This window comes from Flavobacterium franklandianum, assembly GCF_007097365.1.
GTDB lineage: Bacteria > Bacteroidota > Bacteroidia > Flavobacteriales > Flavobacteriaceae > Flavobacterium > Flavobacterium franklandianum.
The window spans coordinates 216,048-241,646 of the sequence record NZ_VJZR01000003.1; the positions used below are offsets into that span (position 1 = coordinate 216,048).

Annotated in this window: 26 protein-coding genes; 7 read left to right on the forward strand and 19 right to left on the reverse strand. The window is 34.9% G+C overall.

Annotated features, from left to right (window positions below; genetic code table 11):
• Positions 1 to 45 precede the first annotated feature (45 nt).
• The 3 genes from FNW17_RS05725 to FNW17_RS05735 form a co-directional block, all read right to left on the reverse strand.
• Entirely contained in the window at positions 46 to 489 is a 444-nt protein-coding gene (locus tag FNW17_RS05725) for a hypothetical protein (RefSeq protein ID WP_144071110.1), read from the reverse strand.
• Between the two features lie 114 nt (positions 490 to 603).
• Positions 604 to 1,590 (reverse strand): aldo/keto reductase, encoded by a 987-nt coding sequence (locus tag FNW17_RS05730; protein WP_144071111.1) that lies wholly within the window; start codon positions 1,588 to 1,590, stop codon positions 604 to 606.
• A 24-nt stretch (positions 1,591 to 1,614) separates the two neighbouring features.
• Positions 1,615 to 2,259 carry an SGNH/GDSL hydrolase family protein gene (locus tag FNW17_RS05735; RefSeq protein WP_144071112.1) on the reverse strand — a complete coding sequence of 215 codons (645 nt, stop codon included), beginning with the start codon at positions 2,257 to 2,259 and terminating at the stop codon, positions 1,615 to 1,617.
• Between the two features lie 211 nt (positions 2,260 to 2,470).
• Here FNW17_RS05735 and FNW17_RS05740 point away from each other — a divergent pair, with 211 nt between their 5' ends.
• Complete coding sequence (locus tag FNW17_RS05740; RefSeq protein WP_144071113.1) at positions 2,471 to 2,881, forward strand: OsmC family protein; 411 nt, start codon at positions 2,471 to 2,473, stop codon at positions 2,879 to 2,881.
• 74 nt (positions 2,882 to 2,955) lie between these two features.
• Here the strand turns inward: FNW17_RS05740 and cysM are convergent, their stop codons facing one another.
• Together cysM and epsC are read right to left on the reverse strand one after the other, a co-directional pair.
• Positions 2,956 to 3,843 carry a cysteine synthase CysM gene (gene cysM, locus FNW17_RS05745; RefSeq protein ID WP_143389900.1) on the reverse strand — a complete coding sequence of 296 codons (888 nt, stop codon included), beginning with the start codon at positions 3,841 to 3,843 and terminating at the stop codon, positions 2,956 to 2,958.
• A 1-nt stretch (position 3,844) separates the two neighbouring features.
• The gene (epsC, locus tag FNW17_RS05750) at positions 3,845 to 4,636 is read right to left on the reverse strand and encodes a serine O-acetyltransferase EpsC (protein ID WP_144071114.1); all 792 of its coding nucleotides are present in this window, start codon (positions 4,634 to 4,636) and stop codon (positions 3,845 to 3,847) included.
• A gap of 200 nt (positions 4,637 to 4,836) precedes the next feature.
• Between epsC and FNW17_RS05755 the strand changes: the two genes are divergently transcribed.
• Together FNW17_RS05755 and FNW17_RS05760 are read left to right on the forward strand one after the other, a co-directional pair.
• The gene (locus FNW17_RS05755; protein ID WP_144071115.1) at positions 4,837 to 5,391 is read left to right on the forward strand and encodes a hypothetical protein; all 555 of its coding nucleotides are present in this window, start codon (positions 4,837 to 4,839) and stop codon (positions 5,389 to 5,391) included.
• A 168-nt stretch (positions 5,392 to 5,559) separates the two neighbouring features.
• A complete protein-coding gene (locus FNW17_RS05760; protein ID WP_143389897.1) occupies positions 5,560 to 6,111 on the forward strand; it encodes a Smr/MutS family protein in 552 nt (183 codons plus the stop codon).
• A 155-nt stretch (positions 6,112 to 6,266) separates the two neighbouring features.
• On the opposite strand, the gene FNW17_RS05765 is transcribed toward FNW17_RS05760, so the two are convergent.
• On the reverse strand, positions 6,267 to 7,232 hold the full coding sequence (locus tag FNW17_RS05765) for a hypothetical protein (RefSeq protein ID WP_143389896.1): 966 nt from the start codon (positions 7,230 to 7,232) through the stop codon (positions 6,267 to 6,269).
• 87 nt (positions 7,233 to 7,319) lie between these two features.
• Between FNW17_RS05765 and FNW17_RS05770 the strand changes: the two genes are divergently transcribed.
• On the forward strand, positions 7,320 to 8,444 hold the full coding sequence (locus tag FNW17_RS05770) for a cysteine desulfurase family protein (RefSeq protein ID WP_143389895.1): 1,125 nt from the start codon (positions 7,320 to 7,322) through the stop codon (positions 8,442 to 8,444).
• 9 nt (positions 8,445 to 8,453) lie between these two features.
• Here FNW17_RS05770 and FNW17_RS05775 read toward each other — a convergent pair whose 3' ends face one another.
• From FNW17_RS05775 to FNW17_RS05790, 5 genes are all read right to left on the reverse strand, one after another.
• Entirely contained in the window at positions 8,454 to 9,446 is a 993-nt protein-coding gene (locus tag FNW17_RS05775; RefSeq protein ID WP_144071116.1) for an MlaD family protein, read from the reverse strand.
• A gap of 7 nt (positions 9,447 to 9,453) precedes the next feature.
• Positions 9,454 to 10,206, reverse strand: a complete 753-nt coding sequence (locus FNW17_RS05780) for an ABC transporter ATP-binding protein (protein WP_144071117.1) — start codon at positions 10,204 to 10,206, stop codon at positions 9,454 to 9,456.
• Positions 10,207 to 10,208: 2 nt separating this feature from the next.
• A complete protein-coding gene (locus FNW17_RS05785) occupies positions 10,209 to 10,991 on the reverse strand; it encodes an MlaE family ABC transporter permease (protein WP_143389892.1) in 783 nt (260 codons plus the stop codon).
• 189 nt (positions 10,992 to 11,180) lie between these two features.
• Complete coding sequence (locus tag FNW17_RS16270; protein WP_185965266.1) at positions 11,181 to 11,321, reverse strand: hypothetical protein; 141 nt, start codon at positions 11,319 to 11,321, stop codon at positions 11,181 to 11,183.
• 125 nt (positions 11,322 to 11,446) lie between these two features.
• The gene (locus tag FNW17_RS05790) at positions 11,447 to 13,357 is read right to left on the reverse strand and encodes an SPFH domain-containing protein (RefSeq protein WP_144071118.1); all 1,911 of its coding nucleotides are present in this window, start codon (positions 13,355 to 13,357) and stop codon (positions 11,447 to 11,449) included.
• A gap of 375 nt (positions 13,358 to 13,732) precedes the next feature.
• Here FNW17_RS05790 and FNW17_RS05795 point away from each other — a divergent pair, with 375 nt between their 5' ends.
• Positions 13,733 to 14,119, forward strand: a complete 387-nt coding sequence (locus FNW17_RS05795; protein WP_144071119.1) for a hypothetical protein — start codon at positions 13,733 to 13,735, stop codon at positions 14,117 to 14,119.
• Between the two features lie 121 nt (positions 14,120 to 14,240).
• Here the strand turns inward: FNW17_RS05795 and FNW17_RS05800 are convergent, their stop codons facing one another.
• The 8 genes from FNW17_RS05800 to FNW17_RS05835 form a co-directional block, all read right to left on the reverse strand.
• Positions 14,241 to 15,143, reverse strand: coding sequence for a DnaJ C-terminal domain-containing protein (locus tag FNW17_RS05800; protein ID WP_144071120.1), 903 nt, complete (start codon positions 15,141 to 15,143; stop codon positions 14,241 to 14,243).
• A 173-nt stretch (positions 15,144 to 15,316) separates the two neighbouring features.
• A complete protein-coding gene (locus FNW17_RS05805) occupies positions 15,317 to 16,480 on the reverse strand; it encodes a phospholipase D-like domain-containing protein (protein ID WP_144071121.1) in 1,164 nt (387 codons plus the stop codon).
• A 141-nt stretch (positions 16,481 to 16,621) separates the two neighbouring features.
• Positions 16,622 to 19,531 carry a YCF48-related protein gene (locus tag FNW17_RS05810; protein ID WP_144071122.1) on the reverse strand — a complete coding sequence of 970 codons (2,910 nt, stop codon included), beginning with the start codon at positions 19,529 to 19,531 and terminating at the stop codon, positions 16,622 to 16,624.
• Between the two features lie 455 nt (positions 19,532 to 19,986).
• On the reverse strand, positions 19,987 to 20,739 hold the full coding sequence (tpiA, locus tag FNW17_RS05815) for a triose-phosphate isomerase (protein ID WP_143389882.1): 753 nt from the start codon (positions 20,737 to 20,739) through the stop codon (positions 19,987 to 19,989).
• A gap of 161 nt (positions 20,740 to 20,900) precedes the next feature.
• Positions 20,901 to 21,398: a TlpA family protein disulfide reductase gene (locus FNW17_RS05820; RefSeq protein WP_144071123.1), complete on the reverse strand. Its 498-nt coding sequence runs from the start codon at positions 21,396 to 21,398 to the stop codon at positions 20,901 to 20,903.
• A gap of 422 nt (positions 21,399 to 21,820) precedes the next feature.
• Positions 21,821 to 22,921: a BT_3928 family protein gene (locus FNW17_RS05825; protein ID WP_144071124.1), complete on the reverse strand. Its 1,101-nt coding sequence runs from the start codon at positions 22,919 to 22,921 to the stop codon at positions 21,821 to 21,823.
• Between the two features lie 123 nt (positions 22,922 to 23,044).
• Positions 23,045 to 23,308, reverse strand: a complete 264-nt coding sequence (locus FNW17_RS16490) for a four helix bundle protein (RefSeq protein ID WP_317129769.1) — start codon at positions 23,306 to 23,308, stop codon at positions 23,045 to 23,047.
• Between the two features lie 150 nt (positions 23,309 to 23,458).
• Complete coding sequence (locus tag FNW17_RS05835; protein ID WP_143389879.1) at positions 23,459 to 24,001, reverse strand: DUF1599 domain-containing protein; 543 nt, start codon at positions 23,999 to 24,001, stop codon at positions 23,459 to 23,461.
• 88 nt (positions 24,002 to 24,089) lie between these two features.
• Between FNW17_RS05835 and folP the strand changes: the two genes are divergently transcribed.
• Both folP and FNW17_RS05845 read left to right on the forward strand, forming a co-directional pair.
• Entirely contained in the window at positions 24,090 to 24,917 is an 828-nt protein-coding gene (gene folP, locus FNW17_RS05840; RefSeq protein ID WP_144071125.1) for a dihydropteroate synthase, read from the forward strand.
• On the forward strand, positions 24,917 to 25,546 hold the full coding sequence (locus tag FNW17_RS05845) for a hypothetical protein (RefSeq protein ID WP_144071126.1): 630 nt from the start codon (positions 24,917 to 24,919) through the stop codon (positions 25,544 to 25,546). The genes folP and FNW17_RS05845 overlap by 1 nt, the downstream gene beginning before the upstream one ends.
• The last annotated feature ends 53 nt before the right edge of the window (positions 25,547 to 25,599 follow it).

Here is a 25,599-nt window from a genome sequence, read left to right on the forward strand (position 1 = left end):
ACTTGTTATTTCTCCAAAATTAATTAAGGAAATGAGTCTTTGCGATTACCGTTTCCGTTTAATCAATTCATAATTGACAATGGCTAGGCCATAGAAAACAGTATCGGCAGCAATTTTCCCGAGAATGATTCCCATAAAATAATTTCCAGTCAAAATCGGCATCCAATACATACAAAAAGGGCGAATGAAGAAAAGATCAAGTAGGGCGGGATAACCAAATTCTAAGAGTAAATTTCGAATTAGGAAAAGGATTTCTTTAAGAGACGTTTTTTTATCCAATAAACGATTGGCTTTGACCAATTTTTGGTACGCCATAAATAAAATAACCCCATAAAACGCAACGTATTCGGCAAAAGTGATTAAATAAGCCGTAGTCAATCCATCAAAGATTCGGCTGAATTGAGAACTGGCTAATACGGCTGATGTTGCTGATAATTCAGCATATTTATACCGATCAAACCATTCTTTGAAATTGGATTTATTGAACATTTTTTGTTTTTAAAAAAGCCACAGATTGCTTCGCCAATTTGCTAACGCTCGGGGCACAGATTTTAAATTATTGTAAAAATCTGTGAATCTGTGGCTAAATATTTTAAACATTTATTACCACAATTGATGCACTTCTGGTTTGATGTATTTTTCATAAATAGCATTCATTGCTGCAATTTTTTCAGGTGTCAATTTTGGTAAATCAAAAACCGATAAATTCGATTCTACGTGACTAGCTTTTGAAGCTCCTGGAATAATACAGCTGATTTCGTTGAAACTCAAAATCCATTGCAAGGCAATTGGCGCCAAATTAGGAACTCCTGGAAACAAAGCTTTCAAGGCTTCAACGGCTTTCAAACCCAATTCATAATCAATTCCAGAGAATGTTTCTCCTTTGTCGAAAGCGGCTCCGTTTCGGTTGAAATGTCTATGGTCTTGCGCTCCAAAAGTAGTTTTAGCATCGAATAATCCAGTAAGAAGTCCGCTGGCCAAAGGAACTCTCGCAATGATACCAATATCCTTTTTCTGTGCTTCCTTGAAAAACAATTCGGATGGTCGTTGACGGAAAAGGTTGAAAATAATTTGCACCGTGGTCACATTTGGATATTCAATAGCTTTGAGTCCTTCTTCCACTTTTTCGACGCTGACGCCCAAGTTTTGAATTTTTCCTTGTTCTTTCAAACGGTCAAACAATTCGAAGATTTCGGGACGATAATAGACCTCGTTTGGCGGGCAATGCAATTGGATTAAATCTAAAGTTTCGAGTCCAGTTCTTTTCAAACTATCTTCCACAAATTTTTGTAATACTTTGGGTTGGTAGCCTTCATTCGAATGTGGATTTATAAATCGCCCACATTTTGTACCAACATAAATACGTTCGGAACGAGAGCGAACGACTCTTCCAACGGCGGTTTCGCTCAATCCATTTTCGTAAACATCGGCGGTGTCAATGAAATTTACGCCGTTGTCAATAGCGGTGTTAATCAATTCGTCTGCGGTTTTATCATTGAATGGGGAACCCCATTTTCCGCCCACTTGCCAAGTTCCCAATGCTATTTCTGAGATGTTGAAATTCGTTTTGCCTAATTTTCTGTAGTTCATTTTTATTGTTTTTATATGGAAAGTTTATTTTTTTGATAGTACTTTTTCAATTGCTTTTTCTGCCAAAGAATTCATCACTTCATATCCTGCTTTATTCGGATGCACTCCGTCATCGGCATAAGCAGCTTTCAAACCTTTTCGTTCATCTACCAATGCTGAATAATAATCCAAATATAGGATTTCATTGGCATCAGAATACTTTTTTATCATTGTATTGAGCGTCACAATTTTTTCGGCAGGAAACGAACCCGGTTTCCAATGGAAATCATAAGCAGGCAAGACCGAGCATAAAATTACTTTGATTTGGTGGGCTTTGGCCAATTCCGCCATCGAAAAAATATTATCAGTTATCATTTCTAAAGTTGAAGGCCCGGTGTTTCCGGCAATATCATTGGCTCCAGCCAACAAGACAACAATCGTCGGTTTCAAAGCAATTACGTCAGCTCGAAAACGAATCAGCATTTGTGGTGAAGTTTGTCCGCTAATGCCTCGATTTATATACGGTTTTCCAGCGAAAAATTCAGGACAAAGTGCAGACCAAAACTCGGTTATGGAATCTCCCATAAAAACGATTCTTTTTTGTCCAGACTTTAGGGCGGGAAGTTTAGAATTTTCCTTTTGGTATTTTTTTAGATAAGGCCAGTCTTGCATTTGTATTTTACTTCCCATGTTTAATAAACGAACTTTCTCGTTTTTTTGTAATTACTTAAACGAAGCTAACAAAAATAATGTTTTCGCACTGTAAAACCTATCAAATTAAATTGATTTTAGAATTAAAAAAATTTTCTACAGCAATACCTAAAGTTTAGTTAAAAAACAAAAGGACAGAGAATCTTAGTCTTTAAAGCCTTAAATTTGAGTCAATATAAATAGCAACAATATGAAACGACATGCAACTGCAGTTTGGAACGGCTCGCTTAAAGAAGGAGCTGGCCACTTGACCACACAAAGTGGAACATTACAAAATACACAATATTCCTTCAAATCTCGTTTTGAGGAAGGAATTGGTACTAATCCAGAAGAACTTGTTGCTGCGGCACATTCGGGATGTTTTACTATGCAGCTTTCGGCCTACATCACCGAAGGTGGTTTTGATATAGAAAGTATCGAAACCAAATGCGATATTAATTTGCTAGAAGGAAAAATTGTAAGTTCTCATCTTACAGTGAGTGCCAAAATAAAAGGAATTCCGAATGAAACTTTCCAAGAATTGGTCACTAAAGCCGAGGCAAATTGTCCAATATCAAAATTATTCAATACTGAAATTTCTACAGAAGCCAGTTTGGTTTAAATTTAGATTCTGAAATACTAAAAAAGGCTCGATTGTTTCTAATCGAGCCTTTTTTATGTTTAAAATTATCACGGTTAATCAAATAAATCCGAGGATAAATAGCGATCGCCTCTGTCACAAATAATGGCAACAATTACTCCAGATTCCATTTGTTCGGCAAGCTTCAAAGCTACAGAAACAGAACCTCCGCTGCTCATTCCAGCAAAAACACCTTCTTCGAGTGCTAATCTTTTAGTCATTGCGCGAGCTTCTTTTTCGGAAACTTCTATGATGGTATCTACTTTTGAAGCATCAAATATTTTTGGTAAATATTCCTTTGGCCATTTTCGGATTCCAGGAATTTGCGAACCATCGCTTGGTTGTGCACCAACGATTTGGATGTTAGGATTTTTTTCTTTTAAATAAGTAGAAGTCCCGATTATAGTTCCTGTAGTTCCCATTGCCGAAACAAAATGAGTAACGGTTCCGTGAGTATCTCTCCAAATTTCGGGTCCAGTAGTTTTGTAATGGGCTTTCCAATTGTCTTCATTGGCAAACTGGTTGAGCATTACATAACCACCTTCGGCTACTTTTTTATCGGCATAATCTCTGGAGCCTATAATTCCCTCTTTGGCAGGAGTCAAAATCACGGTTGCACCATAAGCTCGCATCGTTTGAGTGCGTTCTTTGGTAGAATCTTCAGGAAGAATAAGTTCAATTTCTATATTCAATAATTGGGCAATCATTGCCAGAGCAATACCTGTGTTTCCGCTTGTAGCTTCAATGAGTTTATCCCCTTTTTTTATCTCCCCTCTTTCTAATGCAGATACAATCATATTGTAGGCAGGACGGTCTTTTACACTGCCGCCAGGATTGTTTCCTTCCATTTTTAAAAACAGTTTTATGTTCTTATTTTTAACTAGATTTCGAGCTTCGACTAAAGGTGTGTTTCCTATAAGTTTTAATATATCTTGTGTGTTCATTCTATTTTAACTCTTTTATTTTTACTTCGGTGATGGTTGCATTGGTCACAACAGATTTTTCTGGAATCGATTTTGTAATCCAAGTATTTCCTCCAATAATACTGTTTTTTCCAATTACGGTTTCACCTCCCAAAATAGTAGCATTTGCATATATGCATACATTTTTTTCAACGGTAGGATGTCTTTTGGTGCTTTTCATGTCTTTGCTAACACTCAATGCACCCAAAGTTACACCTTGGTATAATTTTACATATTTTTCAATTACCGTAGTTTCTCCAATGACAATTCCGGTGGCGTGATCGATGAAAAATGGGGAGGCAATTTCGGCTCCTGCGTGAATATCGGTTCCTGTGATGCGATGTGCATATTCGCTCATCAATCTTGAAAAAAGCAACATGTCCAGCAAGTATAATTCGTGACTCAATCTATAAATAGCGATAGCATGAAATCCAGGATAGGCTAAATAAACTTCATCAATACTGTTAGAAGCGGGGTCATTTTCTAAAATGTATGCAGCGTCCTGGTTTAAATTATCTAAAACTGAGGGCAGTTTTTCAAGAAATTTTTCCCAAATAGCATCGCATAAAGCATCTGGTTTTTTAGAGGATATCTTTGAAATTTTCTTAAAAAGCATTTCAAGTTCGTCTATACTTTGGTTTAAAGGCGCATTGGCATCAAATAGTGTATAAAATAGTTTCTCGGTAAAAGCCTCGGTCATTGTTTTAATACCATAATTGATGGAGAAATGACTTTTAAGAGAAGAAATAGAATTTATGATTAGTTCTTTAGTCATAATAATAAAATTCAAAAGTTAATAATAAAATTCAAAAGTAAGTTGTTTTTAGAAATTGCCGAACAATTTAGGAAAATAAATTTGCAGGTAAAAGCTTTTAAGAAAATCAGAAAGAGTTGAATTGATTAGCAATTAGAGTTTTGTTGAAGATATTAGTTTAAAAACTATATTTGAATCCTATAAATTTTAATCCTTATGCGATGAAAACTAAATACATTTCAAGTTTATTGGTATTGTTTTTAATGATTGTTTTTTCTTGTAAAAAAGAATTGGAGCCACAAGAAAGTTCAGTGGTCAATAATCCTTCGTCTGCCGTCAGCACATCAGTTTCACCCGCAACACCTTCTGTTTCATCGGCTATTTCATCTCAAAATTCATCTTTGTTGCAACAGAATTCGAATCTAATTGCTTCAGGGATGAATCCTCCGCATGGTCAGCCTGGTCATCGATGTGATATTGCTGTAGGGTCACCCCTAAATTCAACTCCTAATAAATCAATTCCAAACCCAGCTGTAACGAATTCGGTAACGAAATCCTCTTTACCAGCAATTACAAAATCTAATGCGGTTGCCGTGGTAACCAAACCGGGGATGAATCCTCCGCACGGGCAAACGGGTCATCGATGTGATATTGCTGTTGGAGCTCCATTGAATTCACCAACTAGCAAAGCTGTTCCTGCTACTACAAATTCTAATTTGAATTCTCAGGTTCCTGCAATTTTAAAACTAGATTCGACGGCAACATCGACTAAATAATTAATCAATAATTTGTTATGAGAAGAATCGCAAATCAAAAGTTTTATTTTTGAAATTCCACTGAGGAATGGTAAATTTATAAGTCTAATTGAAGTTGCTATAAAGTTTACTACTTTTGAATTTTAACACACAAATCACAAAATAATAATCCAAAAATAAAGAGAAAAAATGTTCAATAAAGGAGACCAAGTTTCGGTTTTAGATGAAGATGTAAATGGAGTAGTAGTAGCTGTAAAAGATAAGCAGGTTACCATAGAAACTACCGATGGTTTTGTGATGACATATTTTGTCAATGAATTGATTAAAATAAACAATTCCAGTAACTTAATGGATTCTATCAAAAGAATAAATGTAGGAGAGATTGTTAAGGAAAAAGAAATTCCAAAACCCAGAAGTTTTGTCAAAGAACGCAAAGACAAGCGTGAAATTCCTGCACCAGAATTTGATTTACACATCGAAAAATTGGTACCTAATAAACGAGGAATGTCTAATTATGACATACTCACTTTACAAGCCGAAACCGCAAAACGACACATCGAATTTGCCATAAGAAATCGAATCCCGAAGATTGTTTTTATTCACGGTGTTGGCGAAGGAGTTCTGAAATCGGAGTTGGATTTTTTGTTAGGTCGTTATGATAATGTCGCTTTTCAAGACGGAAATTATCAAAAATACGGTCAAGGTGCAACCGAAGTTTACATCAAACAAAGCAGTAAATAAGTTAAAGTTAGGCTAAAAAATCAAGTCTTAAAACAAAAAAAATAAACCGCAAATTCGCAAATTACATCTCCTATTTGGATTGTTTTATTTACGACCCTAACGCAGTGAATTGGCAAAGCAATTTGCGGTAATTTGTTTTTAAAATTGCCGCTAAATTAGAAGGTTAGTAATTCTCCATAGATATAGACATCCCCCAATTTGAAGGTGCTATTATCTTTCTTTAAGGTCGCATTTTTAATTACAATGTTGTGTTTAAATGCAGTTGTTCCGCTTTTTATTGTTGTGACTTCTATTATGCCACTAACGTTTGCAACACCATTTACTCCATTCCATTCTTCGCTAACCGTTGGAAGTGTTGGTGGGGTTGTATTGCAAAAATAGCTTGCACTAAGCACTCCATTTGAATACAAACGATGGATAAGTTTGTTTTTAACGGAGCCAATTATTGCAGTTCTTGGTGTATCTGGTAGTGTTTCCTCATTGACAATTAAAGTTGCATCTAGATTCTCAAGTGTTAATGCTTCACCGCTAGTAAAATTATAAACATCTTTTGAGATAGGACATTGATCTACTGTTTTGTCAAATCCAAATGGCAATGGAGTAGCTGGTGTAATATAGTCTCCGAAAACAAAGGTTTCATAAACTTGAGTGCCATTTGTTTTTGTAAATGTTATATTTTTGAATACAATTCGATGGTTGTAGCCAGTAATTACGGTGCTTCCAGCAATAGTTCCAGGTATTGTTTTAGTAGTTGTCGCTATTTCTATTTTTCCTGAACTAGCAGTCCATTGGTCGGAAACATAAGGTGTTGCTGGTGGGATTGTGTTGCAAATATTATCATCTGCTACTGTTCCGTTATAAAAACGATAGACTACACGGTTGGTTGAATTGTCGATATCTATAACAGTCGGAGAGTCAGGGTCTGTAGGTTCGTTTTCAAAGGTTGTTTTGGGAATCTCAAGCAATAAAGCTTCGTTTTCTTTCAGTTTGTAAATGATATTATTGTCGCTACAGTTTTTTGTTTCCCCATCTTCAAAATCAATAGTTTCCAAAGTCAAATTACCATCATCACATCCGTTCAATAATAGCACAAAAATCAATAGGCTAAAAACTCTTTTCATTGTCTAAAATATTTGTCACAAAAATAGTGAAAAAATTGCCAATTGATTGTACAGAAATCACAATTGATATTTCATAACTTTGTGCCAATGAAAAAAGTATATCTCGATAACGCTTCAACTACCCAACTGCGTCCCGAAGTCATTCAAGAAATGACAAAAGTATTGACGGAAGATTTTGGAAATCCATCGTCAACGCACAGTTTTGGGCGAAATGCCAAAAGTGTTTTGGAGCTTTCCAGAAAGTCAATTGCCAAGTATTTGAATGCTTCTGCACCAGAAATCATCTTCACTTCTTGTGGAACCGAAGCCAATAATTGGATACTTCGCTCCGCAGTTAAGGATTTACAAGTTAAAAGAATAATTTTAAGTAAAATAGAGCATCACGCTGTTTTACATACTGTTGAACGTTTACAAAATGAATTTGGAATCCAGGTAGATTATGTAGCAGTCAAACGCAATGGTGAAATTGACATTACTGATTTAGTAGATTTGCTTTCCCAAGATATAAAAACGGTAGTGAGTTTAATGCAAGTGAATAACGAAATTGGAACTGTTTTAAATGTTGAAAAAGTAGGCCGAATTTGCGAGCAACACAACGCCCTTTTTCATTCGGATATGGTGCAATCTGTTGGCAAGTTGGAAATTGATTTAAAATCTATTCCAATTGATTTTATGGTAGCGAGTGCGCATAAATTTCACGGTCCAAAAGGAATTGGTTTTGCCTTTATCAAAAAAAATTCAGGATTACAACCCTTGTTTTTCGGTGGTGAACAGGAAAAAGGTTTGCGTCCTGGAACCGAAGCCGTACATCAAATAGCAGGAATGGCAAAGGCTTTGGAACTTTCCTATGCTAATTTAGAAGCCGAAAGAATTCACATTCAGGAATTGAAAAATTATTTGATTTCTCAATTTGAAATTCATTTCCCAGCTTTCCAAATCAACGGAACATCGGATGGGATTTATACTATTTTAAATGTATTGCTGCCTTTTCCAGCTGACAAAACGGCGATGATTTTGTTTCATTTGGATATGAAAGGAATTGCAGTTTCTCGGGGAAGCGCCTGTCAATCCGGAAGTATAAGACCTTCTCACGTTTTGGCCGAAATGCTTTCGAACGAAGACTTAAAGAAACCAAGTTTGCGTATTTCTTTCAGCCATTGCAATACTAAAGAAGATATTGATTTGTTGATTATTGCTTTGAAAAGTATCTAGTTTAGAAATTTACTTTTTATTTTCTTCTGCCTTTGCCGCTTTTGCTTTCTCTCTTTCTTGTTTTCTGAAATAACCACGAAGTAAAAAATTATGTTTCATTGCTTCTAAGTTCTGGTTTAGTTTTATGCTGGCAGCATTGATATTAGTCATAGTAGAATCAATTTTTTGAACTAATTTTGGGTCGTTTGCTAGGTAATTTATAACGCCTTTTCCTTCTTTAATATTGAGAATTGTTGCGTTGAGGTTGGTCACCACTTTGTTAATTTCAGTAGTCGATTTCTCTAAATTGCCAATTGTGGTTTTTAAATTATTGGCCACAGCCGTATCTTTTAGTACACCTAATACATTGTTTTTATTATCCAATGAAGCGACGATTTTATCAATTTTTGATACCGTTTCAGAAGCGCTTTTGGTGGTTAATTTCAAATAGCGCATTGTTTTCCCCAAGTCTCTCGAAATTAAGGTATCGTTTAGTAAAGAGCTCAAAGTTCCTTTTCCTTTTACGATTTTATCGGTAATCGTAAGCAAATTTGCGGTGAGCTTAGCGGCATTTTCATTGGTTACATTCAGTGTACTCAACATATCTTCGGTTCGAATCCGATTGAAGGAACGAATTTCGTCGCCCGATTCCACAGCGGGTTGATTTTCTTTTCCAGGAATGATATTGATAATCATATTTCCCACCAATCCATCGGAGCCAATAGTAGCAATCGCATCTTTTTTGATATAAGAAAAAATAGATTTGTCTATAATCATATCTACTCGAATGGTCGTGTCGTTGACCATTTCGATACCTCGAACTGTTCCAACACTAATTCCTGAATACCGAACACTATTGCCTAATTGCAAACCATTTACATTATTGAAAACGGTCTCCAAATGATTGGTTTTTCCAAACATTTTTTGCTTATCGCCAATGAAATACACGGCAAGTATGAAAATCAATAATCCGATGATTACGAAAAGACCAAGATTTATTTTTTGTGAAGCTGTTTTTTCCATTTTTATTTTATTTAAAGAAAGCTTGTATTTTTGGATCTTTTGAAGCATTTAATTCATTAAAAGTACCTTCGGCATAATTAATTCCATCGACTAATAAAATCATCCGATTCGATATGGCTCTCGCACAATCCACATCGTGAGTAATAATAATGGCTGAGGTGTTGTATTTTTTTTGGACGGATTGCATTAGCAAAATAATTTCTTTGGCTGTTATGGGGTCTAATCCTGTTGTGGGTTCGTCGTACAGAATGATTTTTGGTTGCAAAATCAAGGTTCTAGCCAGTGCAATTCGACGCTTCATTCCACCCGAAAGTTCTTCGGGCATTAAATTGATTGTATTGGCCAAACCCACATTTTCTAAGGCTTGCATTACTAATGGGGTGGTGTCTTTTAGAACGCCAAATTTCTTGGTATGACGTCTCAACGGAAATTCTAGATTTTCTCTAACGGTCATCGAATCGTAAAGCGCACTTCCTTGGAATAGAAAACCAACTTCAGTTCGTAATTCGTCTAGCTCTTCACGTTCCAATTTTCTGATATCTTTGCCCATTACAACGATTGTACCGCTATCAGGTTCATCGAGTCCGATTAAGCATTTTATCATCACCGATTTTCCGGAACCTGATTTCCCCATAATAACGAGATTTTCTCCTTCGACTAATCGCATATTGAAGCCATTCAAAACGTGATTGTCGCTATAACTTTTACATAGATCTTTGATTTCTATTATGGTTTTATTATTTTTTGAAAATGTTTCCATAATTACAGATCATAAAAAATATTAGTTATAAATACGGCAATAAAATCGATTATAAAAAGCAGCATCGAGGTGAAAACGACAGCAGAATTCGCTGCAAGTCCCACGCCAGCTGTTCCTTTTTTGCAATTAAATCCTTTGAAACAACCTACTAATCCAATGGCAAAACCAAAGAAGAAAGACTTGATAGTGGCAGGAATTAAATCCCCAAATTCCAACGCTTCGGCTACTTTGTTAAAATACAATAGAAATGATACATTGCCTTTGGTATTTTCGACAAGATAGGAGCCGTAAAGTGCAATAATATCGCCAAAAAACACCAAAATTGGCAACATAAATGTAGTTGCCAAAATCCTTGTAACAACCAAATATTTGAAAGGATTGGTTCCGGAAACTTCCATCGCATCGATTTGTTCGGTTACCCTCATTGATCCCAATTCAGCTCCAATTCCAGAACCAATTCGTCCTGCACAAATTAAAGCAGTAATGATGGGGCCAATTTCTCGAATAATCGAAATACTAACCATAGAAGGCATCCAAGAAACAGCTCCAAATTCCTGTAAGGTTGGGCGTGATTGTAAGGTAAAAACCAATCCGATGATAAATCCAGTGACGGTTACCAATAAGAGGGAACGGTTTCCCATATTGTAGCATTGCCTGATAAATTCTTTGAACTCGTAAGGAGGTTTAAAAACTTCCCTAAAAAAACGACCCGCAAAACTAGATAGTTCTCCAATTTCAAGCAAGAAGGCCTTGATTGATGTATTTATTTTTGAAATGGTTTCCATTTGAGTGATGTCTTTTTTTATAAAAAAGTCATTCTCAAATTTACGAATAATCTGCTGATTTTTAGTTCTTGTTGCTCAGTTTTGTTTTTAAATCCAAAAATTTTACAAGTGAAATTCTGAATAATAAAAAATCTGCTTTGCAGTGGATTTTGAATAATCATAAATAACTGTTATCCTTTAGTTTTTGTTTCAATTGCCGTTTTCTTTAGCAACGGCATCTGGGTTTGCTACTGAATAGGCTTTAGCCAAAATTATTATCCAATTTTGGCTAAAGCCAATACTATAATTTCTGAAAAACCTTTGGTTGAAGCCAAAGGCAATTGAAATCAAAGAATAAATTTTATTTATATTTTTTACTTTTAACTATTAAACGGCGAAAAGCTATTAGAATTAGAGTTGTAAAAAACAAAAAAATCCGCTGTGAAGCGGATTTTGAATGGTAATTGAACTTGGGTTTATTTGGTTTTAGAATCTTCTTTTTCGTTTTTGGTGTCCATCATTTCCATTAATTTCATACCTAAAAGCCCGCTAATTCCTCCATCGGAACCATTGTTTCCTGAAATTAAGACATCTGGAATCACTTTGATTTTACCTTTTCCAATTTCTTCTGTGATTTTGTATTTGGTAAAATTATCGCCACCCATTGCTGAAACCTGCAATTGATAAGCTTCGGCAGTCGATTTACCGATGGCTTTGATTTTTTCCGCTTCGGCCAAACCTGTTTTCGAAATTCTTTCGGCTTCGGCACTTGCGGTTAGTTTTGTGGCTTCGGCTTGTGCTCCAGCTCTTGCTTTGGTGGCTTCGGCTTCGGCATTGGCACGCATTTTAGTCGCTTCGGCTTCGGCATTCACGTTTAGTTTCAAACTGGTGGCGTCTCCTTCGGCTTTTTTAACGGTGGCATCGGCAGTTCTTTGGGCGATTTCCACACTTTGCGAGGCTTTCACGATTTCTTTTTGCATATCGGCAATGGCAGTTTCTTTTTCTACACCTTGACGTTGTTCTTGCGCCATTCTTTGGGTTTGATAGGTTTTTTGCTCTTCCTCGGCAATTTTTCTGTCGGTCAAAGTTTTCATCAAGGATTCTGGCGGAACGATGTCACCAATTAGAGTATCAACCGCATTGACATTGTATTCGTCTAAAACTACTTTGATATGTTTTTTGGCTGATTCTTGACGTTCTTTTCTGGTTGAAAGAAATGAAATCACGTCGCTTTCCTGAGCCGAGTTTCTAAAATAATTTCCAATGGTGGGTTCCAAAACTTGAGAAACCAAGTTGTTCATACTTCCGAAACGGGCAATCACTTTTGGTGCTTCATTAGCAGGAACGTGGATAATTTGGGAAACATCCAAATTGAAAGGGAAACCATCTTTAGAACGAACTGTTATTGTGGATAGATTTTTGTCTAAGTTATGAGATTCACTTCTGGCATCGGCCCAGTTCAAAACCAAGTTGGTTGTAGGAACAGGTTCCAGTTTTGTGGTATAGATATTAAGCGCATATTTTCCGGGTCCAAAAGGTTCCATCCAAACACCACGTTGTCCTTTCGAAACAATATTTCCGTGTTTGAAAGTATCACCAGTTACATCTTTTCCGTCTTCGCCAATATAGGAAATCACAACTCCAACATATCCAATCGGTACATCAGTCATTGGCGTTTGCTCGATTTGAACTGCCCAAGAATTGATATAATAAGAACCGGCAAGCATAACTTGTGGTTGCAATCCTCGATTTCCACCGTTTTTTAGAAACTGGTCAAAATCCTGAAAGTTATTGTGATTATCGACAAATTTACCCGCAATTTGTCCAATAGGAATAGGTTCACCATCCATTGCGGTTACAATTCCCACCATATTTTCTGAAATTACAATTTGTGGTGTCATTACCACTTCAAACAAAAATGTATTGATACGATACGAACCGGTTGTTATAAATGCTGATTGACGTCCTTTTTGTCCTCCATTGTCCAAAAACAAAGTCGCATCTTGAAAGTTGTCGGAGCTTACTTTTTGTGCAAGAATTCGACCTGTTGGAATTTCGGCACCATCTTTACTCAATAATAAACCAATATTTCCTTCTGGAATAATGGTAAACGAAGTCATATTTACCGAATATTGCCAAGGCCACATTCCCCAATACAATCCAGGAGCCAATGTTTTTGCTTGATAACCGGCTTCGCCTTTTGTGGCGATGATTCTGCCATCGGGCAATGATTTTGATGCGCCAAAGAGCACAAATTTTTTGGTTACCAAACCAATTTTATCTTCTGGAACGATGACCATTCCGAAGAAAACTCGTAAAACGAATTTGTAAAGAACCAAACACAATACTAATAAAAGTAACCACCAATAATCTGTAAGAGCTGTCATATTTTTAATATTAAATTACCTATCAAAAATAGAAAATTTTTTGAATTTTACTACAAAAAAATAATAATTTAACGTTTGAATAATCTTACTAATGCGGAATTATAAAATTGCACCCTTGTTTGGGAATTTTTATTTTAGTTCTGCAAGAAAATATGCAGAATTAGATGATGAGTTTGGAATAATTTTGGTAGATTTACTTCGTTGATTTGGATAAAAGGCTTTGGTGCTGTAGTTTCTCATTGGAGTGGGCACAGAATGCACCCGAGCGACAGCGAACGGACGAAGTAATTCTGCTATCATCACAAAGGGTTTAATTTCAGATCGGAGCGATTGAGTTGTCATATGAATTAACTAAAAACCAAAACCAAAATTGAAATGAAATTTAAAATTTATATGTTTTTTTTGTTGCTCCCATTTGTTTTTTGTAGTTGCATAAATTTACGTTCTTGCGATTCAGATATAGTGGGAAGATATATTTGTAATAATGATGAAAAAGCTACTAATTTTTTGGATTTAAATAAAAATGGTACATTTTTTCATTATTACAAAAAAGACAATATTGAGTATTCTAGTAAAGGAACTTGGGAAAAAAGTTCTGATGGTGAATGTCGCATTGATTTTAGTGAATGGAAAAATTTAAATGAGGATGGTAAACAATATAAAGTATTTGGAAACGGAATTTTATTTATAAATGGAAATTATTTAGATATAAGTCCAGATGGAGAATCATCATCAAGTTTTTTAAAGCAAAACCCGACCTAAGGGAAATGAATAAATATTCTCACTAACAGATAGCGCAAAATTGCATTCTGTGTCTACCTATGAGAGGCAAAATTTTTTTCACTGATGTATTAGTCTGTTTTCTCAATTGTATTTATAGCCATTATTGATTTCTCAACTTAGCCAATTCCTCAAATAATTCTTTTTCTTTTTCGGAAAGTTGGGTGGGAATCAGAATTTGGTAAGTAACATATAAATCGCCAAACACGCCTTCTTTTTTGTAAACAGGGAAGCCTTTTCCTTTTAGTTTTACTTTGTTGCAATTTTGGGTTCCGGGCAAAACTTTTAGTTTTACTTTGCCGTCAAAGGTATCTACTGTTATTTCTCCGCCTAAAATAGCTGTGTATAAATCCAAATCTACTGTAGAATGAAGATTTTGTTTGTCTAATTTGAATTTGGTATTATTTTTAATGGTGAACGTAATGTATAAATCGCCTTTTGGACCGCCATTTGCACCTTCGGCACCCATTCCGCTGATTTTTATGACCTGACCGTTCTCCACTCCGGCTGGAATGGTGAGTCTTATTTTTTTGCCGTTGATGGTTAATTCTCGTTTTTGAGTGGTGTAAACGTCTTTCAAATCCAGATGTAATTCGGTAGTGTAATCGCCACCTTTGGATTGTCGGGTTTGTCTTCTGCCACCAGAAGCACGACCTCCAAACATCGATTCGAAGAAATCGGAATAATCGCCATCACCAGAAAATCCTTCAAAACCTCCAAATCCTCCTTGCTGTCCACCACCACGAGATTGCTGTTGTTTTTGTTTCTCGAATTCCTCGGAATGTTGCCAGTTTTCGCCGTATTGATCGTATTTTTTGCGGTTTTCGGGATGACTCAATACTTCGTTGGCTTCGTTGGCTTCCTTGAATTTTTGTTCGGCTTGTTTGTCGTTGGGATTCAAGTCGGGATGGTATTTTCGAGCAAGTTTACGGTAGGCTTTTTTTACCTCGGCATCCGTTGCGGATTTTTCGATTCCCAATACTTTGTAGTAGTCTATAAATGCCATTTTACATTGTTTTTCTAATTTTTATGCTTGAGATTCGATTTGTAAAGTAGTTCAAGATCTAATTGTACACGCAAGATCTTTATAAGAATTAGTGTATTTATTACAGTTGAAATTCACTATAAATTTAGTGAATTTTCACCCATTAAAACTGTAATTAAGATTTTATTGTGTTTCTAATAAAATTTCCTAAACCTTTTATGGGGAATGTAAGTAACTATTATTTCCGCTGTTCGGGATATCCAATACGAAAACCAATTGGTCAATTTTGAAGTCAAAACGTGGGTTAATTTTAAAGTTTCGGGAGTAATTCTATCGCATTGAGCGATAATCTCATTGAGATGTAAAAGATAATTAGTAGCAAAATCTTCCGAATCGATGGCTACATTCATTTCGATGCTGGCAAACGAACTTAAATTATTGAGATTGAAAGATCCAATGGTGGTCCAATTGCCATCAATTACTGCTATTTTTCCGTGCAAAACTGATTTTTTCCATTCGTATAATTCGATATTGAATCGTAAAAGTTTAGAATACAAATGACAGCTAGCGCGCCTTGCCATAGGAACATCGGATATTCCCGAAAGAATCAATTTTATTATTACTCCTTTTTGGGATGCTTTTTTTAGTGCATTTATCAATCTTTTACCGGGAAGAAAATAACTGCTAACAATTACAATTTCTTTTTCGGCGGTGCTAATTTTGTTGATATAGGTTTTGAAAATCTCGTTTTTTCTTTTCAACCAATCATTTTGAAGCACGGAAATACTATTTACTTCCCCTTTATCAAAAATTGAGGTGATTTCTTTTCTTCGGATAATTCTATTCTTGAAATAAATATCTCTGCACAATTTCTGTAACGATTCTGCTATGTTTTCATCATTGATTTCCACCGCATAGTCGAGCCAAGGTGTTGTTTTTTCGGTTCCGTGGTATTTTTCGGCAATGTTTATTCCGCCAATTAAAGCTGTTTTGGCATCGGAAACTATTATTTTGTGGTGTAACCTCCGCCCGATGTATAATGAATTTGCCGAGAAAAAAGGTGAGAAGACTCTTAATTCGATTCCAATTTTCGAAAGTTCATTGATGATTTCTGTTGGGAATGACAACGAGCCAAAACCATCAATCAGAATGTTTATTTTGACATTTCTGGAAGCGGCTTCTTTTAAGGCAGCAATAATCCTTTTGCCAGTATTATCATAATCAAAAATATACGTTTGAATATGAATTTCGGTTTTCGATTCTAAAATAATCCTTTCTAATCGTGAAAAATAGTCTTCACCACTATGAACAAGTGTTGCTTTTTCAAAAATAGAATTTGGGGTATCATTAACTAACATTTAGTCTAAATTACTTTTGGCTGATTTTCATATTCTCTGTATTCAAATATACGATGATTTTTTCCATCAAACACTAAAATATTCCTGCTAACAAAGGAGTTTTTGCTAGCAGGAAATAGTTGTTTTTATTTTTAATATCGATTATTTAATCATAATTTTTTCTGAATAAGTGTTTTCTCCATCGGTAATTTTTATTAAATAAATTCCTTTGGTTTGTGGCGCAAAATTGATTTCGTTTTGTGGTTGCATTCCAAAGTTGGAAGCTTCGAACACTTTTTGACCAGAAAGTGTATAAATTTCTGTTTTCACTTTAGAATTGGCTTCTTTCAAACTGAAATAAAAGGTTCCGTTATTTGGATTTGGGTAAATACTGATGAATTTATCAGCTAGATTTTCTTTAACACTTAATGCTCCAGAATAACGAGCAATTGCACCATAATCACCTGTGCACCAGCCATTATTTGCATCCCAAAAATAGATGCTAAATATAGAGTAGTTGGATGGTGTGCTTTGAGTAGTCCAGTTTGTGCCTCCATCTTTAGTATGAAGTACAATTGCATTATCACTGCTATTATCACGTTTGCTGGAGATCCATCCAACGTTAGGATTTATGAAATGGACACTTTTGTTTTTATATTCACTTGTGATACCTGTATTTGTTATTGGAATCCAATTCACTCCTCCATTTGTGGTTTTAAGGATTTTTCCGTTTTTACCTACAATCCATCCATTGTTCAAATCTATAAATGTCATTTTAGTAATTTCTCCAGTTGTATTATCTGCCGCAATTGGAGTCCAGTTTGTACCACCATTTGAGGTTCGATAAATGGTATAAGTATAAGGTGGTAATAAGGTTGCTGACGAATATGCCCAACCGTTATTAGCATCAACATAACTAAAAATACCAGTACCATTTGCAGGAACCCAATTAGTTCCGCCATCGGTAGTTTTTAGGAAAGTTACGTTATAAGTGATAAAATTATAAATCAATAACCATCCAGTGTTCGCATCTACAAATTGAAGTTGAAAGCCAGCATCTCCTGCAGTTGTTGAAACCACTTTTCTATTCCAAGTTGCTCCGCCATCAGTAGTTTTATATACCACAGCACCAAGAGGACTATCAAAAGTTCCAAAAGTTTTCAGAATCCAACCTGTTGAAGCATTAATAAAACTTAAGTTAAGACCAGGATCAGAAGGTGAGGATATAACATCAGTAGGGTGTAGTATTGTTTCTGTCCAAGTGGTTCCTCCGTTGGTTGTGTGTAAAAGTCCTCCGGGAGCAATAGAAATCCATCCTTCGGTTACACTCACAAATTGCATTGCTCCGCACATTCTGGTTCCTAGTGGATTGGTTTGAAGCGTCCAGTCTGTATTTATTGGTTGATTATCACTACGAACCAAATTTGATAATTCATAGGTACAGCTATTAGTTTCCAATGCAAGTTGGCCATTTAAATTATTGTTATTATAATAACCCATAATCGAAAGTTCGTGCCATTCTCCCATTTCTCCGGTGTTCATATGTCCAACGTAAACTCCTAAATCAGCATAAACACGTCCAGTAACTGTCCCTGCCAATCCTATTGCAGAAGTGATGACTCCATTACTATCTATATTTAAAGTAACGTTTCTGGAGCCGCAATTATCTGTTGTTAATGTTCCTGTTATTTTATCTTTCAACGCACCAGGATTGGCTATTTTGTGTAATCTCCAGTTTTGTCCACCTGCGGAGCCAGTACCTTCTGTAGTTGAAGTTAATTGACCACCTATTGGAAAGTTTTGACCATCACCAATTAGATTTCCAGAAATGACTCCTGAAGGACTAACAGTATAATTACCGGTCCAAGGACCACCAAAACCATTAAAGTCTGTTATGTTTCCATTGCCATCAAAAACTAAATAATTTAAATTATCATTATAAGGATCAATTGGAGTTACATCGGCATACATAAACCAAGGTCCGTTTAAAGTGGCGTTGCTATAGTTTCCAGTTGAAACGCTATATTTTGCAATTTGACCTGGATAATCAATTCCATTATTATTATAAGAATCTGAAGTGGCCCAACCGTTATTGGCATCCCAGAAATCCATTGAAAATACATCAGAGTTAAATGGGAGCATTTGTGGGGTTGACCACGTTGATCCACCATCAGTAGTTGAGATCATAAAAGAGCTACTGCCATTTGTATCAGCTTTTGAAGCAATCCATCCAGTAGTATTGTTAATGAATGATAATGCACTGTTTTTAAAGGTTGTATTAGGAAAAGCATTTGTTACAGGAACCCAATTTGTTCCACCATTAGTTGTATGGAATATTTTTGAATTTCTACCCACAATCCATCCATTGTTTGCATCAGTAAACTCAATAGCATTTAATTCGCCAACGGTGTTATCTACATATTGAGGTATCCAATTAGAACCTCCATCCGTTGTTTTCATAATGTAGTAAGGTGGTAGCATATTTGGACCTGCAGAAAAGGCATAACCCGTAGTGGCATTTACATAATAAAAAATGCCTCCACCATTTGTGGGCGTCCAGGTTGTACCACCATCTGAAGTTTTTAAGAATATAGGTGTTCCTGAATTCATATTAAAAATCAAAACCCAACCATTATTAGCATCTACAAATTGTACTTGAATACCTGCATCGCCTGTTGTGGTTGAAAGCACTGTTCGACTCCAATTCACGCCACTATCTATAGTTTTGTATAAAATAGCACCAGAGAAATTGTCATTTCCGGCATTTAAAGATTTCAAAACCCATCCTGTTGCAGGATTAATAAAACTAATTCTTGAGCCGGGCGCATCTATACCTGAAGTAACATCTGTGCTATTTGGAGTAACAACACTCCACAGGCTTCCATTTGTGGTGTGCAACAACTGATTGGAAGATAAACTAATCCAACCTTCAGTGGCGCTAACAAATTGCATCGATTCTCCAGCGTTTGCCGTCGGATTGAATTGTAATTCATTCCAACTTCCTTGCGCTACTCCCGTAGCATTTGATAATCCTAAGAATATCAAAACCATAATAAAAGTAAAATTTTTCATTATAAAATGATTTAAATTTTCCTACTCGTAAGGTTTTTCGGTTCCACCCCGTTTTTTAAAGTGGTGTCTGGTTTCCACTTTTTAAAGTTAAAAGTGTTGTTTTTTCTAGTCTGAATACAATAAAAAAAGGCCAATAACGACATTTGGCTTAAGGAGGTAGGTAGTAATTGTATCTGCTTGGTTAAGTCAATCACTATAAATTTAAGAAATTATTGCTAATTTCCTGAATTTAAAGCTTGTTTTTTTAATAATTTATAATCATTATAATTTATTTATCAATTTATTATCATTATCTGTATAAACGATACTTTCGAAAGTGCTTACATACCAAATAGGCAAATTTGAACTTATTGCAATTTTAGTTTTAATTTTTGGAAAAGGATATTTTTTAAACATAAAAAATCCCCAACTACTTTCGTAATTGAGGACTCTTTTTTGAAATATATTCTAAGTTCTTAGATAGCGTTTACTATGGCTAAGAAATCTTTTGTGTTAAGCGCTGCTCCACCAATTAATCCACCGTCAACATCTGGTTTAGAGAAAATTTCTTTGGCGTTGTCTGGTTTTACACTTCCACCGTAAAGGATAGAAACATCTTCGGCGATATCGCTTCCAAAAGCTTTGCGAACCGTTTCTCTGATGAATTCGTGCATATCTTGAGCTTGTTCTGGACTTGCAGTTTCTCCTGTTCCAATGGCCCAAACTGGTTCATAAGCCAAAACAATTTTTTCCCAATCTTTGGCTTCAATATGAAACAAACCATCTTTCAATTGGTTTTCAACAATATTGAAATGGTTTTTAGATTGACGGTCTTTCAACTCTTCGCCGAAGCAAAAAATAACAGCCATATCGTGTTGTAAAGCCGTGTCTACTTTGCTAGCAATCAAAGCATCCGTTTCGTGAAAAATAGCTCTACGTTCTGAATGGCCAAGAATTACGGTATCTACACCAACGCTTTTTAACATATCGGCAGAGATTTCGCCAGTGTAAGCACCACTTTCTGCTTGATGCATATTTTGTGCAGACACTTTGATAGCAGATGACTCTAATAGGCTAGTTGCCAAAGCCAAATTTACAAATGTAGGTGCTACAATTACTTGTGCATTATTTTCAGTTGAAACTTGTGTTTTTAATTCGTTTAATAGTTCTGCAGTTTGAGTTGCATTTTTATGCATTTTCCAGTTTCCTGCTACAATCTTCTTTCTCATTTTAATTGTGTTTATTTTATTGTTTGTTGTTTATTGTTTGTTGTTTTTGAAATTTATAGCTTTAATTTTTAATAGATTCCACAGTTGAATCCGTTGATAATGTTAAAATAACAAAGAATTCCGCTTCCCACTTCTGACTTCTAACTTCTGACTTCCCACTTCTAACTTCTAACTTCCTTCAACGTGGTATTAATTTTTTTAAAATCGGTTTCGATAGCTCTGTAAATAACGATTTTTCCAGTTTTGTCAATAATAATATATCTTGGAATCCAATCTAAATCTATGGCTTTAGCAAAAACGCCTTTCATCTGATCGTTAGCCATAAAATGCTCGCCTTTGATTTCGTGTTTTGCAATTCCTTCTTTCCATTTATCGGCTGTTTTATCCATTGAGATAAAAACATATTCTACCTCAGGATTATTGGTTTGAAGTTCTTTTACTTTTGGCATTGCTTTGATACAATCTCCGCACCAAGAAGCCCATATTTCGATAACAAGGGTTTTGCCTTTGTGGTTTTTTAGAATGTCTTTAAAAGCGACTTGTTTTCCATTATCTGAAAGTAAAGTTTCAGACAAGGCTTCTTTCGAAAAGGTGGTTTTTTGAGCTTGAGAACAGGAAAAACTAATAACAGCTAAAAGCAATACAAGTATTTTTTTCATTTTAAAAATTTTCCCAAAGTTACATTTTAAAAACAAAACAGCGAAGAGTAAAGTGCATTATTTCAGGCATTTGTACTATTTCGATTTCGTAAATGTTTGATGGCAAATTCAAGAAAAAAGAATACCGTTTTAAGTCGATTTTTTATCTGTAGTATCGTCCAAATAGATGCGTTTGGTTCTTTTTCTTTTCTTAGTGAAAAACAATTGCTTAAGTGTGTAGCCAATATAAATTCCAGAAATAGCCATTAAAGTGCATCCAAAAATAACGTGAAATGTAACTCCCAGAGGAACTTCAATCCAAGTCGAAACTTCGTTTAGGAAATAGTAACCTGTCCCAAACAGAATACAACTTATAAAAATAAGTATAATTTTTTTTTCCTTCTTTCTCTTCTAGTGCTCATAATTAACTGTAAATATAAGGATTACAATTTTAAATCCGCACTATCATTATAATGAACTTTTTGAGTTACTGTTCCATAATTTAATAAAACGAAACTTGGGTTCGCTCTTTCTACAGTTTTTAAAGCTGTCGCATCACAAAATAGACAATCAAAAGCAAAATTATATTTCTTTTTTGCATCAGCTATCACATCTGTTGATGAACCAGTCAATAATGCAACATAATATCCTTTGGCACTCGCATTTTTATACAATTCGTTTGTTTTTTGCAAGCCTGATACATTTGCTTTTTCTAAATCATAAGCAACAATTAGCAACACTTTTTCTTTAGATAATATCATGTCAGTTTGATCTTCTCCATCTAATTCTAATTTGAAATCGTGAATAGGAGGAAGGTAACCTTGAACAATAATTTTGTCTTTTCTATCAACAAATTCTGCGCCTTCAGGAAGTGTCATCAACTCTTTTTCGGTAAATTCTTTGTCAATCCCCTTAACTTTGTAGATGAAAATCATTTCTACTTGGCTTTTTGGAGCATTTTCAGGAATTTCCATCGATTTGCGGATGTTGGTTCCCACTTTGTAAGGTCTGAAATCTTTCAAAGGCAAATGATTGAGAACCCAATATCCCATGAAAGAACACAAAACAAGGCTAGTTAGAACTAAAATAGTTTGAATTTTATCAGCAAATAGGGGTTTGATATATTTTTGATTGTAGAATAAAATTAGAATAAAAAACAACAAGATTAAATCTTTCGAAAAAGATTGCCAAGGAGTTAAATGTAAAGCATCACCAAAGCATCCACAGTCTTTTACCACATCAAAATAAGCCGAATAAAAAGTCAAAAATGTGAACAAAATTACCAAAAGCAACAAACTCCAAATCGTCCATTTTGATTTGTAACCAAGGAGCAACATGACACCCAAAACTACTTCAACAATGACTAAAAACAAGGCAATTGCCAATGTATAAGGAACAAAAAAAGGCATATTGAAAACGGGTTCGCTAAAATATTCGTCCAGTTTGTATGAAAATCCCAAAGGATCATTGAGTTTTATTAATCCTGAAATAATAAATAGAATCCCGACGAATAGTCTAGGGAATTGGGTGGTAAATGTTTTCATAGTTCTTTTTTAAATTCCAAATTGTATAAATTCCAAAAAGCAAAAATCAAATAACAAATAAATTCTAAATATTAATTTTTTAAATTTTCAAAACTTAAAAAAGTAAATAAAATTTTAGTTGGTTTAGGATGACTTTTCTAATATGGCTGAAAAAATTTTTTTTAGTTCGTCTGATTCTTGTATTAATATATTTATTTCTGATTCAAATTCTAAATTAGTAGCTCTCATTATTTTTAACCAATAACTGCTTTCTTTTGCCTCTTTTCTACAAATTTTGATTCTAAAGCAAAAATCTTTCTTGCTCAACGATTCATTTGCTTCAATATAATTTGCACCAACTGATCCGGATGATCTAACATATTGTTTTGCATCTTCAATATTAGAAATGTTTCGTGGTAATTTTTTTTAAAATAATCTTGAATCTATTGCAAATTTCAAAGTTCGTTCTTCTAAATCGTATTTTTTTGGTTCCATAAGATTTTGAATTTTGAATTTTTTCGATTTTGAATTTATTTGTTATTTGATTTTTGCTATTTGTTATTTACCATTTTTCATTAATATCAAGGCAAAAACAGCATAATTAATCATATCCTGATAATTTGCATCGATGCCTTCAGAAACCAAAGTTTTTCCTTTATTGTCTTCAATTTGTTTCACTCGAAGTAATTTCTGCAAAATTAAATCTGTCAAAGAACTCACTCTCATTTCGCGCCAAGCTTCGCCATAATCGTGGTTTTTGTCTTCCATTAATTGTTTGGTCAACGCAATTTTTTGGTCGTATAATTCAGTTGCCTTTTCCACATTCAAATCAGGCTGATCGACAACTCCAAGTTCGAGTTGTACCAATGCCATAATAGAGTAATTTATAATTCCGATGAATTCGCCGTTTTCGTCTTCGTCTATTTTTCGAACTTCGTTTTCCTGTAAACTTCTTATTCTTTGGGCTTTGATATAAATTTGGTCTGTTAGCGAAGGCAATCTCAAAATGCGCCAAGCACTACCATAATCTTTCATTTTATTGATAAATAGCGAGCGACAAATTGCAATTACGCTATCATATTGTTGAGAAGTTATGTTCATTTATTGGTTATATTTGTCAAAAAATTTCCTCAAAAATAAGAAATATTTATTGGATGTAAAAATGATAATTAACGAAATTTGATTTAAGATGACAATAAACTGCAAAGGACAACTTATCGATTTGACAACTCCCAAAGTGATGGGGATTTTGAATGTAACTCCCAATTCATTTTATGATGGTGGAATGTATAAAAGCAGCAGTGAAATGCTGACTAAAGTTGGCAAAATGCTCAGCGATGGAGCCACATTTATTGATGTGGGAGCCTATTCCAGCAAGCCCAGCGCCGAATATGTTTCGGAAGAGGAAGAATTGCAAAGAATACTTCCAATTATCAATCTGATTTTAGAATATTATCCAGAAACGTTACTTTCTGTTGATACTTTTAGAAGCGAAGTCGCGAAAGTTTGTATCGAAAATGGAGCGGCGATTATCAACGATATTTCTGCTGGAAATCTGGATGATAATATGCTGGAAACCATTGCAAAATATAATGTTCCCTACATTATGATGCATATGCGCGGAACTCCCGAAACGATGCAAAAGATGACGAGTTATGAGAATATAGTCAAAGAAATTCTCTTCTATTTTTCTGAAAAAGTGGCTAGAGCGAGAAGTTTCGGTATCAACGATTTGATTATTGATCCAGGATTTGGTTTTGCTAAAACTTTGGATCAAAATTACGAAGTCTTGCAAAAAATGGAACTGTTCGAAATTTTGGAATTACCTTTATTAGCAGGATTTTCGAGAAAATCTATGATTTATAAAACCTTGCAATCTTCTGCGAGCGACGCTTTAAACGGAACCACGGTTTTGAATACTGTTGCATTGACCAAAGGGGCCAAAATTCTTCGGGTTCACGATGTGAAAGAAGGGATGGAATGTGTTACCTTATTCAATAAAATCAACAATCAGTAATGAAATATTGTTCGTTAATTGCCCTTTTATTTTTATTTTCTTGCGGAAATAAAGAAGACATTTTATTGCCAAAATCGGATGTAACGATAGTTTCGGATGTGGTCGATCATTCGCCAATTTATATTTTCTTTAGAGCCAAAGGAAAAGATACTTTGGCAGAAGTAAACCGAAAAAACTCCATTATTTCAACCAATTGGATTCTTAATATTGACAAGCGATTGCCGTTGCGATTGGTGATTCCCGAAGTGATGAAATTACAGGAAAAAAAGCGAAATGAAGTCGCTCATAAAAATGAGTTAGCCGAAAATTATTATTCGTATGCTGATAGTATTGGCAAGAATATGGGGTTTCTACCTTTCACGAAAGTGTATTATACTATTGGAGAACCTGCAGGAGGTTATATGATTATTAGATTTAAAAAAAGGAATGATTTAGTTTTAGTTGATGGTAAAGAGATTCAAAAGAAAGAGCTTGTGAGTTATGTTTATAGTATAACTCATGTTGTTCAGCCTAGAATATTCCTGGTTTTTGATAAAAATATGTCATACGAAGAATATATTCAGACTAAAATTTTAGTTAGAAAACTAGATTCTTTCAATAATAATGTTCCTGAAGAATTTATCTATTAAAGTCTGAAAATATACAAATTTCAACAACTGAACACTGCGACTGCAAACTGGCC